This window comes from Gallaecimonas kandeliae, assembly GCF_030450055.1.
GTDB classification, from domain to species: Bacteria; Pseudomonadota; Gammaproteobacteria; order Enterobacterales; family Gallaecimonadaceae; genus Gallaecimonas; species Gallaecimonas kandeliae.
Window position 1 is genome coordinate 220,291 of the sequence record NZ_CP118480.1, and the last position, 12,664, is coordinate 232,954.

At 65.7% G+C, this 12,664-nt stretch carries 14 protein-coding genes; 8 read left to right on the top strand and 6 right to left on the bottom strand.

Going from position 1 to position 12,664, the window contains the following annotated elements; genetic code table 11:
- The first annotated feature begins 28 nt into the window (after positions 1-28).
- The gene (dinF, locus tag PVT67_RS01005; RefSeq protein ID WP_301496901.1) at positions 29-1,333 is read left to right on the top strand and encodes an MATE family efflux transporter DinF; all 1,305 of its coding nucleotides are present in this window, start codon (positions 29-31) and stop codon (positions 1,331-1,333) included.
- Here the strand turns inward: dinF and PVT67_RS01010 are convergent.
- Both PVT67_RS01010 and nfuA read right to left on the bottom strand, forming a co-directional pair.
- A complete protein-coding gene (locus PVT67_RS01010) occupies positions 1,311-1,541 on the bottom strand; it encodes a hypothetical protein (RefSeq protein WP_301496903.1) in 231 nt (76 codons plus the stop codon). The genes dinF and PVT67_RS01010 overlap by 23 nt on opposite strands.
- On the bottom strand, positions 1,541-2,119 hold the full coding sequence (nfuA, locus tag PVT67_RS01015; protein WP_301496905.1) for a Fe-S biogenesis protein NfuA: 579 nt from the start codon (positions 2,117-2,119) through the stop codon (positions 1,541-1,543). Before nfuA ends, PVT67_RS01010 begins: the two co-directional genes overlap by 1 nt.
- A 172-nt stretch (positions 2,120-2,291) precedes the next feature.
- Here nfuA and PVT67_RS01020 point away from each other — a divergent pair, with 172 nt between their 5' ends.
- On the top strand, positions 2,292-4,784 hold the full coding sequence (locus tag PVT67_RS01020) for a M14 family zinc carboxypeptidase (RefSeq protein WP_301496907.1): 2,493 nt from the start codon (positions 2,292-2,294) through the stop codon (positions 4,782-4,784).
- 31 nt (positions 4,785-4,815) lie between these two features.
- Here PVT67_RS01020 and PVT67_RS01025 read toward each other — a convergent pair whose 3' ends face one another.
- Positions 4,816-5,043, bottom strand: coding sequence for a hypothetical protein (locus PVT67_RS01025; protein WP_301496909.1), 228 nt, complete (start codon positions 5,041-5,043; stop codon positions 4,816-4,818).
- 54 nt (positions 5,044-5,097) lie between these two features.
- Positions 5,098-5,781: a ComF family protein gene (locus tag PVT67_RS01030; protein WP_301496911.1), complete on the bottom strand. Its 684-nt coding sequence runs from the start codon at positions 5,779-5,781 to the stop codon at positions 5,098-5,100.
- Between PVT67_RS01030 and bioH the strand changes: the two genes are divergently transcribed.
- From bioH to PVT67_RS01050, 4 genes are all read left to right on the top strand, one after another.
- Positions 5,782-6,522, top strand: coding sequence for a pimeloyl-ACP methyl ester esterase BioH (bioH, locus tag PVT67_RS01035; RefSeq protein ID WP_301496913.1), 741 nt, complete (start codon positions 5,782-5,784; stop codon positions 6,520-6,522).
- Between the two features lie 70 nt (positions 6,523-6,592).
- On the top strand, positions 6,593-6,805 hold the full coding sequence (locus PVT67_RS01040; RefSeq protein ID WP_301496915.1) for a flagellar biosynthesis protein FlgE: 213 nt from the start codon (positions 6,593-6,595) through the stop codon (positions 6,803-6,805).
- A 128-nt stretch (positions 6,806-6,933) separates the two neighbouring features.
- Positions 6,934-8,643, top strand: a complete 1,710-nt coding sequence (gene dauA, locus PVT67_RS01045; protein ID WP_301496917.1) for a C4-dicarboxylic acid transporter DauA — start codon at positions 6,934-6,936, stop codon at positions 8,641-8,643.
- Between the two features lie 158 nt (positions 8,644-8,801).
- Complete coding sequence (locus PVT67_RS01050; RefSeq protein WP_301496920.1) at positions 8,802-9,152, top strand: hypothetical protein; 351 nt, start codon at positions 8,802-8,804, stop codon at positions 9,150-9,152.
- Between the two features lie 41 nt (positions 9,153-9,193).
- Here PVT67_RS01050 and PVT67_RS01055 read toward each other — a convergent pair whose 3' ends face one another.
- The gene (locus PVT67_RS01055; protein ID WP_301496922.1) at positions 9,194-9,517 is read right to left on the bottom strand and encodes a PKD domain-containing protein; all 324 of its coding nucleotides are present in this window, start codon (positions 9,515-9,517) and stop codon (positions 9,194-9,196) included.
- Between the two features lie 68 nt (positions 9,518-9,585).
- On the opposite strand from PVT67_RS01055, the gene PVT67_RS01060 reads away from it, so the two are divergent.
- Both PVT67_RS01060 and creD read left to right on the top strand, forming a co-directional pair.
- Complete coding sequence (locus PVT67_RS01060) at positions 9,586-9,855, top strand: hypothetical protein (protein ID WP_301496924.1); 270 nt, start codon at positions 9,586-9,588, stop codon at positions 9,853-9,855.
- A 72-nt stretch (positions 9,856-9,927) separates the two neighbouring features.
- Positions 9,928-11,211, top strand: coding sequence for a cell envelope integrity protein CreD (gene creD / locus PVT67_RS01065; protein WP_301496926.1), 1,284 nt, complete (start codon positions 9,928-9,930; stop codon positions 11,209-11,211).
- Between the two features lie 51 nt (positions 11,212-11,262).
- Here creD and PVT67_RS01070 read toward each other — a convergent pair whose 3' ends face one another.
- Positions 11,263-12,501: an acyltransferase family protein gene (locus PVT67_RS01070; protein ID WP_301496928.1), complete on the bottom strand. Its 1,239-nt coding sequence runs from the start codon at positions 12,499-12,501 to the stop codon at positions 11,263-11,265.
- Between the last annotated feature and the right edge of the window lie 163 nt (positions 12,502-12,664).

Consider the following 12,664-nt stretch of genomic DNA (forward strand, 5'->3'; position numbering starts at 1 on the left):
CAACAGGTCCGTTAACCGAGAGTCACCCTTGTCTTCTGAGCATCGCCGGGTCCTGGCCCTGGCCTGGCCCATGATCCTCTCCAACATCACAGTGCCGCTGCTGGGGCTGGTGGATACGGCCGTCATAGGCCACCTGCCCAACCCCGCCTTCCTGGGCGGGGTGGCGGTGGGCAACATGCTGATCACCTTCCTGTTCTGGCTGTGCGGCTTCCTGCGCATGTCCACCACCGGCCTTATCGCCCAGGCCCACGGCCGGGGCAGCGGCGAGGAACTGGCAGCCTGGCTGGCCAAAGGCGGCGCCCTGGCCCTGGCCATAGGCCTGGGCCTAATCCTGCTGCAATGGCCACTGGGGGAGTTGGGCCTCTGGCTGAGCGGCGCCTCGCACGAAGTGCAGCAGAGCGCGGCGGACTATTTCTACGTGCGGGTCTGGGGGGCGCCGGCGGCCCTCGGCAACCTGGTGCTGCTGGGCTTTTTGGTGGGGCGCCAGGACAGCCGCGGCCCCATGGCCATGCTGATCCTCGGTAACAGCCTCAATATCCTGCTGGATCTGGTGTTCGTGATGGGGCTGGGCTGGCAGGTCAAGGGGGTGGCTTTTGCCTCGGTGATCGCCGACTACAGCGCCCTGGCCCTGGGGGCCTGGCTGGTGGCGAGGCGGCTGCCGGACTTGCACCTCAAGGCAGCCCTCGGCCACCCCGGCTGGGGGCGGCTGCTGCATCTCAACAAGGACATACTGCTGCGCACCCTCTGCCTGGAGATCTGCTTCCTGTTCGTCACCTTCCAGGGGGCCAGGCTGGGGGACCAGGTGGTGGCGGCCAACGCCGTGCTGCTCAACTTCCTGCTGGTGATCTCCTATGCCCTGGACGGCATCGCCTATGCCGCAGAGGCATTGACCGGCAAGGCCATGGGGGAGGGGGACGAAAAGGCCCTGCGTCTCTGGGTGTGGCGCTGCGGCCAATGGTCGGCTGCCTTCGCCCTGGGGTTCAGCCTCTTCTTCGCCGTCGCCGGCAAGGCCCTGGTGGCGCTGCTGACCGACCTGCCGGCCATACGTGAGGTGGCGGCCCAGTACCTGGGCTGGGTGGTGGCCCTGCCGCTGCTGGCCTTCTGGTGTTATCTGTTTGACGGGGTCTTCGTGGGGGCGACCAGGGGGCGGGACATGCGCAACACCATGGTGCTGGCCACCTTCGGGGTCTTTTTCCCGGTCTGGTTTTTGGCCCAGGGGCTCGGCAACCACGGGCTCTGGTTGGCGCTCAGCGCCTTCCTTGCCATGCGCGGCCTGGGGCTCTGGTGGCTTTACCGCAAGCCGGGGTTCGTCAGCGGTCCAGGAATTGGCTGAGGCGGTTGCAGAAGATGCCGAGGTAACCCCAGGCGGCCAGGCCGAAACCGCCCCCGCCCAACACCAGGCCCGGTACCTGCAACAGGGGCTGGCCCTTGGCGCCCATGTAGATGAAGAAGAGCCCCAGCATGAAGAGGCCGAAGCCACTCAGGAAGCGGCGCAGGGATCGCCTGGGGTTGCTCCCCAGGCGATAGAGCAGCTGCCTCATCAGTAGTAGGAGTGCTCGCCGGCCTGGTGCTCGGTGACGTCCCTGACGCCATTCAGCTCACCGGGGAAGGCGGCCAGCAGCTCTTTCTCGATGCCTTCCTTGAGGGTCACGTCCACCATGGAGCAGCCGTTGCAGCCGCCGCCGAATTGCAGCACGGCCACGCCCTCACCGGTGATTTCCATCACCGCCACCTTGCCGCCATGGTTGGCCAGCTGGGGGTTGATCTGGGATTGCAGCACATAGTCGACCCGTTCGATGAGGGGGGCGTCGTCGGCCACCTTGCGCACCTTGGCGTTGGGGGCCTTGAGGGTCAGCTGGGAACCCATCTGGTCGGTGACGAAGTCGATTTCAGCGTCCTGCAGGAAGGGGGAAGAGCTCTCGTCCACCACGGCGTCGAAGCCGGAGAAGGGCAGGCGGATGTCGCTGCCTTCGACCGCATCGGGCGGGCAGTAGGAGACGCCGCACTCGGCATTGGCGGTACCGGGGTTGACTACGAATACCCGGATATTGGTGCCATCCGGTTGATCGGCCAGCAGTTTGCAGAAATGGGCCTGGGCGGCCTCGGAGATGCGGATCATGGAGCCTCTCAAAACCTGACTACTTTACTCGGGTATGATAACGCGCCGCGCCGCCGTCGCCTAGTGGCTTACCGTCGGCACCAGCGACCAGAGGTGGTCCAGAGCCGTTGACGGGCCTGTCGCAGGGCGGCGGCCTTGGCTAGCCTAAGGAAAAGTCCAACAAGGCGTGCCCATGAAAGCCCTGCTCCCTTTGCTGCTGTTGCCCCTGGCGGCCCAGGCCCAGCCCACGGCCGACTATTTCCCTGGCGAGACTTTCGACGCCGCCCGCCCCACACCCGAATCCGTCCTGGGCTTCGGCATAGGGGACTGGCACCTGCGCTTCGACCAGCAGCAGCAATACCTCGGCGCCCTGGCCCAAGGCTCGGACCGCATCAAGCTCATCAGCATAGGGCGCACCACCGAGCTTCGTGAGCAGAAGCTGCTGGCCATCTCCAGCCCGGCGAACCTGGCCAGGCTGGAGCAAATCCGCAAACAGCACCTGGAGGTGCTGGGCGGCAAGGCCCACCCCGAACTGCCCACCATCGTCTGGCTCGGCTATTCCATCCACGGCGACGAGCCCTCGGGGGCCAATGCCGCTCCCCTGGTGGCCTATTGGCTGGCGGCCAGCGACAGCGAGGCGGTCAAGGCCATACTCGACAACTGCATAGTGCTGATGGACCCGGCCCTGAACCCGGACGGCCTGGACCGCTACGCCAACTTCGCCAACAACATGCAGTCCAGGCACAACTCCGACTCCCTGGCCCACAGATCCCGCTGGCAGGGCTTCCCGGCCGGGCGCCTCAACCACTACGGCTTCGACCTCAACCGCGACTGGCTGCTGCTGAGCCAGCCGGCCTCCCGCAACAGGGTCCGCTTCTGGCAGTCCTGGATGCCGGCCGTGTTCGGCGACTTCCACGAGATGGAGACCGACGGCACCTTCTTCTTCCAGCCCGGCATCCCCAGCAGGGTCAACCCCCTGACACCCAAGGAAAACCAGGCCATCACCAAGGAACTGGCCAAGGCCGTGGCCAAGGGCCTGGATAAGCAGGGGCGGCTCTACTTCACCGGCGAGTCCTTCGACGACTTCTACTGGGGCAAGGCCTCCAGCTATGCCGACGCCCAGGGCGCCGTCGGCATCCTCTACGAGCAGGCGAGGCCCCGTGGCCAGAAGGCCGCCACCCCTTTCGGCGAGCTGAGCTTCGCCTTTTCCATCGAGAACCAACTCACGGCCAGCCGCCGGCTGCTGGCCGGGGTGGTGCAGGACAAGCAGCGCCTGGCCAGCTACCAGGCCGCCTTCTTCAAGGACGCCCGCAAGCTGGCGGACGACGACAGGACCAAGGGCATCCTCCTCAAGAACCCCGGTGACCAGGCAAGGCTCGACGATCTGGCCCGGGTGCTCACCAGCCACGGCATCGAGGTGCAACTGCTGGCCAAGGACACCAAGGAAGGGGGTCAGGCTTTCAAGGCCGGCAGCGACCTCTATGTGCCCCTGGACCAGCCCCAGTACCGGCTGGTCAAGTCGGTGTTCGGCACCGACACCCAGTTCAAGGACGACAGCTTCTACGATGTCTCCGCCTGGAACCTGGCCTATGCCTACAACGTCCCCTTCCAGCCCAGCCGCAATGCCGATCTGGGCGGCGAGCCCTGGCACCCGCTGCTGCCCAAGCTGCCGCCTGTCGAGCCGGCCTATGCCTGGGCCTTCCATTGGAACGACAGCCGGGCCCCGGCGCTGCTGGCGGACTTGCTGCGGGCCGGCATCAAGGTGTTCAGGACGGGGTCCGAGAGCGACAACAGCGGCGTGGAGCTGGCGGCGGGGGACATGCTGATCCCCGCCGGTACCCAGCAGCCGGCCTACTTGCTGGCCACCCTGGCCCGCCTGTCCCAAGCCCATGGGGTGCCTTTGCTGGGGCTGGACTCGGGCCTGTCTCAAAGCGGTGCCGATCTCGGCAGCCCCGGGCTGCAACGGATCCACCAGCCCAGGGCGGCGCTGCTGGTGGGCCGCGACATCGGCGCGACCAAGGCCGGGGGCGTCTGGCAGAGCCTGGACGTCCAGGCCGGGGTGGCCCTGACCTTGCTGGAAGACAGCGTGCTGGCGAAGTTGGATCTCGACGAGTTCAGCCACCTCATCATCCCCTCGGCCGCGCCCCTGGCTTTGGATGCGGCCCAGAGCCAGCGCATCCGAGCCTGGGTGGAGCGGGGTGGCCGCCTGATCCTGATGGCAGACGCCGTGCCCTGGGCCATAGACAACGGCCTGCTGGCCGCCACCCTGGTGGACGACAAGGCACGCCTGGCCCGCTTCCCCACCGAGGGCCTGGGCTATGGTGACCAGGGCCGGCACCGGGCCCAGACCCTGATCGCCGGCACCCAGGTGCTGGCGGATCTCGACGTCAGCCACCCCCTCAATGCCGGCCTGGGCAGCGCCACCCTGCCGCTGATGCGGGATCAGGCCGTCATGCTGGACAAGGTGGAAGGGGATTTCAGCGTCCTGGCCCGCTATGACGCCAAGCCGCTGCTGGCGGGCTTCATGGCCAAGGCCAACCAGGACTTCCTGGCCGGCACCCCGGCCACCGTGGCCCAGCACCTGGGCAGGGGCAGCGTGGTGGCCTTTCTCGACGACGTCAGCTTCAGGGGCGTGCAGCGGGATTCGGAGCGCTGGCTGAGCAACGCCCTCTACCTCGATTTCTGATCTGAAAAAGCCGCCTCTTGGGCGGCTTTGCTCAATCCAGCAGCTGCAGGGCGTCGGGGTCCAGCACCTGGGGCAAGGTCACCAGCATCAGCAGCACCGTCAGGGTCAGGGACAATGACCAGAGCAGCCGGTCCAGCCGCTTGCCCGTATCTCCCTTGGCACGGAACAGCAGCAGGCCCACCAGCTGGCTCAAGAGGTGCAGGCACACCAGGGCGCAGAGGGCGAACAGGGAGCTGAGCAGTATGTTGTACAGGTTCACGACGGCAACAAGGGGTAAAGCGGGGCCTCTTTTTAACGCAGCCGCTTCCTTTTGTCACGCCCTGGCCAGGCACCAGAGCTGCACCTTGTGACAACCCGCCGCCTTGAGCAGCCGGGCCAGGGCGGCGGCCGTGCTGCCGGTGGTCATGACGTCGTCCACCAAAGCCACATGGCCGGGGGGACTGCCCTTGAGGGCGAAGGCCCCCTTGAGATTTCTGAGGCGGGCCGTCCTGGTCAGCCCTTGCTGGCTGCGGGTACGCCTTGGGCGGCGCAGCAGGTCACAGCGTACCGGTAATTGCAGGGCCTTTCCCAACTGCCAGGCGATGAGCTCTGCCTGGTTGAAGCCCCGCCACAGCTGCCGCGACCAGTGCAATGGCACCGGCAGCAGGCAGTCGGGCATCTCGGCGCCGCCCAGGGCTGCCAGCAGCGGCTGGCATAGGGCGGCGTCCAACCACCATTGGCGTTGGTACTTGAAGCTGTGGATCAGGGCGTCAAGAGGCGGGCCGTAGGGGCAGCCGTAGTGGACGGCGTCGAAGGGTGGCGGTTTGGCCAGGCAGCGGCGGCAGGGATCGGGCCCCGGCTCGCCGCAGCGCTGGCAACGGCGCCCCGGCTTGGGCAGATCCGCCAGGCAATGGGGGCAGAGCGGGTCTGGGCTCGGCTCCAGGCAGAGCCAGCAGCGGCCGCCGGGCTTGGCTTGGCGGGCCAGCCGGGCTAGGATGCGGGCGATTTCGGAGGACATATGTCAGCACCCACCTTGGTGATGCTGCACGGTTGGGGGGTCAACGGTGCAGTCTTTTCTTCCCTTCTGCCCCATCTGCAGGGCCTGGATCTAAGGGTGGTCGATCTGCCCGGTTTTGGCGACGCCGCCCATGAGCCCGCCCATGACCAGATCGACGCCCTGGCCAGGGCCGTGGCCGCCAAGGTGCCGGATGGGGCCGTCTGGTTGGGCTGGTCCCTGGGGGGCCTGGTGGCGACCCAGGCGGCGTTGGAAGGCCATGGCAACCCAAGGGCCTTGATCACCCTGGCCTCCAGCCCGGCCTTCCTGGCAGATAGCGGCTGGCCCGGCATCAAGCCCCTGGTATTGGCGCAGTTCGCCGATGCCCTAGATGGCGACATAGGGGTGGTGATAGACCGCTTCCTGGCCATCCAGGCCATGGGTGCCCCCAGTGCCAAGGCCGACATCAAGGCGCTGCGCCAGAGGGTAGTGGAGCGGCCCCTGCCCAGCCACGCCGCCCTGGCCGGCGGCCTCAAGATCCTCGAAGAGACCGACCTGCGCGGCCGGCTAGAAGAGGTCGAGCAGCCTTTCCTGCGCCTCTACGGCCGCCTCGACGCCCTGGTGCCCGGCAAGCAGCAGCCCCTGGTGGACGCCCTGGCCCCCCAGAGCCAGAGCCTAGTGTTCGAGCACGCCTCCCATGCCCCTTTCATCTCCCATCCACAAGAAACGGCCAAGGCCATACGGGACTTTGTGACCGGGCTCTAAGGGAAGATGGGCAAAATTTGGCCGTGGTGGCCAAATGGCGTACACTCAGCAGACCAACAAGGAGGCAGCCATGACGTCGACTTCAGCCATCCAAAGCGGTATCAACCTGCAGCTCACCGCCCAGCAGCGGGCCAGTGACGCCGCCTATACCCTGGCCCGTGGCAACGTGGACGTGGAGCCCCTGATGCAGTTGGAAGTGGCCAAGCAGGAATCCGGCGCCGCCGCCAAGGTGATCAAGACCGCCGACGAGATGCTGGGCACCATCATCGACACCACGGCCTAAGCGCCGCACCAAGCCACCGCCAGGTGGCTTTTTTATTGCCTCAAAACCCTTTTTACAGCAGGGATATTGCAACAGCTCCTACCAGTCCTATAATGGCGCTCTCTGTCCCCTGCCCTTGGGAGGACCTCTTGGCCCATCGCGCCCATCTCTTTTCACTCCGTATCGCCCATGCCCTGCGGGAAGCCTGCCTGCAGGAAGCCTATTCCAAGGCCCGCTTCGGCAAGGATCTGCTGGCGGGGCTCACCGTCGGCATCATCGCCATACCCCTGTCCATGGCCCTGGCCATCGCCAGTGGCGTGGCGCCCCAGCACGGCCTCTATACGGCGATCATCGCCGGCTTCCTGATCGCCCTCACCGGCGGCTCCCGTTTCTCCATCTCGGGGCCCACGGCCGCCTTCGTGGTGATCCTCTACCCCATAGCCCAGCAATACGGCCTGGGCGGCCTGCTGCTGGCCTCTATCCTGGCCGGTGTGCTGCTGGTGGCCATGGCACTGCTGCGGCTCGGGCGTTTCATCGAATACATTCCGGAGGCGGTGACCCTGGGCTTCACCGGCGGTATCGCCGTGGTGATCGCCACCTTGCAGATCAAGGACTTCCTTGGCCTCAAGCTGGGCCCCATGCCGGAGGACTACCTGCACAAGCTGTTGGCCCTGGGCCAGGCTCTACCGACGGTGCATTGGCCCAGCCTGCTGGTGGCGCTCAGCACCCTGGCCGTGCTGCTGCTCTGGCCCAGGCTCAAGACGCCGGTGCCGCCGCACCTGCCGGCGGTGCTGCTCGGCACCCTGCTGGCCTACGGCCTCAACCAGGCTGGCCTTGGCGTCGAGACCATAGGTTCGCGCTTCAGCTACCTGCTGCCGGACGGCAGCAGCGGCGCCGGCATACCCCCTGTGCTGCCCTATTTCGAATGGCCCTGGCAGCAGGCCGGCGCCGACGGCAAACCCCTGGTGCTGAGCTGGCAACTGGTGCGGGATCTGCTGCCGGCGGCCTTTGCCATCGCCATGCTGGGTGCCATCGAATCCCTGCTCTGCGCCGTGGTGCTGGACGGCATGACGGGCCGGCGCCACAGTGCCAACAGCGAGTTGCTTGGCCAGGGCATCGGCAACATCGTCACCCCCTTCTTCGGCGGCATCACCGCCACGGCCGCCATCGCCCGCTCCGCCGCCAACTTCAAGGCCGGCGCCACCTCGCCGTTGTCGGCCATGATCCATGCCGGGGTGGTGCTGTTGGGGCTGGTGGCCCTGGCGCCCTGGCTGGCTTTCCTGCCCATGCCGGCCATGGCGGCGCTCTTGATGCTGGTGGCCTGGAACATGAGCGAGGCGCCCAAGTCCTTGCACATGCTGAGGACGGCTCCCAAAGGGGATCTCTGGGTGCTGCTGACCTGTTTCTCCCTGACGGTGCTGATGGACATGGTGATCGCCATCACCGCCGGCATACTGCTGGCGGCGGTGCTCTTCATGAAGGAGATCGCCGAGATGACCAAGGTCAGCGACCTCAGCCAGAACCGCAAGCTGGTGCCGGCGCCGCTGCCGGAAGGCTGGCTGGCCTACAAGGTCAGCGGCCCCCTCTTCTTCGCGGCCGCCGACAAGGTGTTCGGAGAATTGTCCCTGCTGGCCAGGGACGCCAAGGTCGTGGTCTTGCAGCTGGATGCCGTGCCCATCCTCGATGCCGGCGGCCTGGCCGCCTTCAACCGCTTCATCAGCAGCTGCCGCAAGGCCGACACCGAGATCCGGGTCGCCGAACTGCAGTTCCAGCCTCTGCGCACCCTGGCCAGGGCCGGCATGAAGCCCATCGAAGGCGCCCTTTCCTTCCACCCCAGCCTGGAGGCGGCCCTGGCCTGACCAAGCCGGGCCCAGGCCCGGCTTTAATTCAGCTAATGCTCTATAAGTTTCCTTTAGGTTGTATTTTGCTCTTCTGTTTCGTTCAATGGGGTGGCGTTTGCAGTACCAACGGAGTTTGGTAACGCCTTCACATTCAAGGAAATTCACGGAGAGAAAGAATGAAAATGCGCACTATCGTCGCCGCCACACTGCTGCTGGGTACAGGTTCCGCCTTCGCGTCCGGCATGAGCTGCTACATCGACACCAAGGCCTACGACCAATTCACCCCCAACGATTGCTCTGCCCTGGTTTATGGCGCCACCCAGGCCACGGCCGTGTTCCGCATCGACAACCTGCCCAGCCGTTACTACATCGATTGGCACAACCCCAACTGCGCCGCCAACGCCACCACCTGCACCGCCGTGATCAGGGCCTTCCGTACCTTCCAGGCTTCGGCGACCCTCATCGACCTGGATGCCGGCACCACCACAGACGTCTCGGCAACGGCCAGCTTCGAAGACGGCCGCTGATAAAAAAACCGGGGCAAGGCCCCGGTTTCTTCATCTGGCTATCAAGCCTTTCTTCTCGCTGCCAGGGCTCCGCCCAGCAGCAACAGCAACCAACCCATGGCACCGCCGCCACCGCCGGACTTGGCCGGTGCCTTGTGCTGGACACTGATGTTGGCCTGGGCCGCCTTGCTGGCTACCCTGCCGTTGCTGACCACCAGTTCGAAGCTGAGCTGGGTGTCGCTGCTGACGGTAGGAGCCGTGAAGGAGAGGCTCGACGCCGTGGCGCTGCTCAATGTCACGGAAGGGCCCGTCGTCTGGCGCCACTGGTAGCTCAGGCTGTCACCAGACACCGGTGAACTGCTCTGGGCGGCACTGAGGGTGACCACATTGCCTTTTCACCAAGGACACGGAGCAGGGGATCTGGCGCCTGGATCTCGCCACAGGCAAGAAGGCGTTGCTGGTCAAGGACACGGCCGTGGGCGACTGGGGCAACTTCAATGTGGTGGAAGGGGGCCTCATCTATGTCCACCGCGCCGAGAAGGCCGACGAAGTGGTGCGCCTCGACTTCAAGACAGGCGCCACCCAGCTGCTGGCCTCCTTGCCCTACCACAGCCTCAAGGGCAACAGATCCCTGGCCCTGGGGGAAAACGGCCAGCTGATCCTGACCTTGCTGGGCAAGGGCCAGGCAGACATCTACGCCCTTTACCCGGAGCACACCCACTAGCGCCGAGGCGTTCATTTCCCAGGCAGCCGGGAAGGGCTATAACAGCGGTACTGCCATCAAGGACGAACCGCCATGTCTAGACCCCCTTCCATTACCTCCAAGGCCCTGGCCGTCGGGCTCCTGGCCATACTGCTGTTGATCCCCGTCTTCCTGGTGCAGCTGGTGATCAGCGAGCGGGCCGACCGCCGCAACCAGGTGGTCAACGAGATTGCCTCCACCTGGGGCCGGGCCCAGCAGCTGACCGGGCCTGTGCTGGCCATACCGGGCGAGCACCGCGTGCAGCGCCAGGACGGCACCTGGCAAAGCCAGGCCTACACCAGCTACTTCCTGCCCAAGACCCTGCGGCTGAATGCCGAGGTTTCCCCGGAGCTGCGCCGGCGCAGCCTCTACGAGACCGCTGTCTATGCCGCCGACCTCAAGATCCAGGGCCAGTTCGACCTGGATGAATTGGCCCGTCACCTGGGCGACAACCCCGAGCTGATGCCGCAGAAGGCGGAGCTGTTGTTCGGCATCACCGACATGAAAGGGGTCAAGGACAATATCCAGCTGGTCTTGGGCGGCGATAAGCTGCCCCTGACCCCTGGGGTGAGCAGCGGCCCAGTGCACTCAGGGGTGGCCGCCCCCCTGGATCTCAGCGGCAAGGCCGGCGCCTTGCCCTTCGACCTCAAGCTGTCCTTGCGGGGCTCCAGCCGGCTGAGCTTCCTGCCGGTGGGAGAGCAGACCCAGGTCCAGGTCAGCTCCAGTTGGCCCAGTCCCAGCTTCGACGGCGCCTTCCTGCCTGCGGAGCGGACCCTGAGCAGCCAGGGCTTCGAGGCCCACTGGCAGGTGCTGCACTTCAACCGCAACTACCCCCAGTTTTTCCAGGCGGGCCAATACCAGCTCGGCGGCAGCGACTTCGGGGTCAGCTTCCTGGTCACCGCCGACAGCTACCAGCAGGCCATGCGCATCAGCAAATACGCCATACTGGTGATCGCCCTGACCTTCATGACCCTCTTCTTCGTCGAAGCCCTGTTGAAACGCCGGGTTCATCCCCTCCAGTACCTGCTGGTGGGGCTGGCCTTGGGGGTCTTCTACATACTGCTGCTGGCCTTCAGCGAGCATATCGGCTTTGGCCCCGCCTACCTGGTCGCCAGCCTGGCCACCATCACCCTCATCGGCTGCTATAGCCTGGCGGTGCTGGGCAGCCGGCGGTTGGCCGCCCTGGTGGCGGGGGTACTGACGCTGCTCTACGGCTACATCTACGTCATCCTGCAGCTCGAAGACATGGCGCTGCTGATGGGGGCCGTCGGCCTGTTCGCCGTGCTGGCGCTGGTGATGTATCTGACCCGCCGCCTGGACTGGTACGCCCTGGACTGATAGCCGGCAGGAAAAACCGGGGCATTGCCCCGTTTTTTTTGGTGCCCAGATTCAACTCCTTTCTTCCGTTGAAGCTCCCTGCCAGGCCGTGCCGGCGGCCGGGGCCTTCTGGCCCAGTGCCTTGGCCCTGAGCGCCTTCAGGGAAGGGGCCTCACCGAAGACGCCGAACAGCGGCCTGAGCCAGGGCAGGGGCCGGATCAGGTACTCGTAGAGGCCGATGCAGCCGAGGCTGGTGAGGCCCACCAGCGCCAGGAATTCCGGCACTGCGCCCAGCTGGTAGCGGCTGAGCCAGACACCGAAGACCACGATCAGCGTCTGGTGCAGTATGTAGAAGGGGAATATGGCCCTGGTGAGGTAGGAGAGCAGGGGGCTGGGCCTGTTGAGATAGGCCTGTGCCGCCCCCAGCAGGCTGAGGATGGCCGCCCAGGCATAGAAGACGCGGGCCGCCTGGGCGATGACGATCAAGACGGGCTTGTCTTGCATCCAGGCGTCCCAATGGCTCCAGACCGGTGTCAGCACCACGCCGAGGCCCACCGCTACCGCCAGGCACAGCCGCCACTGGCTTTGCACCGCCCGCCAGAAGGCCCCGTTCTTGGCCAACAGCAGGCCGTAGAGGAAGATGGTGAAGAAGTTGGCGTGGGCATTCCAGTCGTCCACCAGGGCGTGGGTCGTCGGGAACCAGTAGTCGGTGGTGAAGCGGTAGAGGATGAAGGGCAGCAGCGGCAGCACCAGTATGCGCCCCCCCGACAACGCCCTTTCGACGCTGTCCCTGTCGAGCCACTTGGCCAGGCGCCTCAAGGCCGGCATCAGTGCCATGGCGACCAGGGTATAGACGATGAGATAGGCCACATACCAGAGGTGGTTCCAGGTCGGCACCATGACGCTGAAATGCTCATGGCCCAGGTAACGGGGCCAGAAGGCCAGGAAACCGGGCCCTATCTCGTGCAGTCGCAGCAGCTGAAAGTAAGACTGGGGCGCCACTATCACCGCCATGCCGAAGACAAGGGGAATGAACAGCTTGAAAAAGCGGCTGGCGGTGAAACGCAGCGCCGGCACCTTGTCGGCGGCGTAGCGCAACGCCACCCCGGAAATCAAGAACAGCAGGGACAGCCGCCAGGGGTTGAGCAACATCATGGGCCCCTCGGGCGCCGTGGTGACGTAGGTGCTTTTGACGTGCCAATCCCAGGGCACGTAGAACATGCCGACGTGGTAGAAGATCAGCAGACCGAAGGCGATGACGCGCAGCCAATCCAGGTCGTAGCGGCGCCGGTTGATATCGGTGGTTTGCATGCTTGGGGTCTCCCGAAGGTCCTGTTCAGTGATGACCAAGAGCCTGGCCGAGCCGCATCCGGGCCGCCAGCGCCTTGGGGCCTGTACTGGGCTCCCTGGGACAAGCGGTAGCGGCTTTTTGAAGGCTTGGGATAAGCGGGAGTCGGCCAGGGATAAGCGGTAA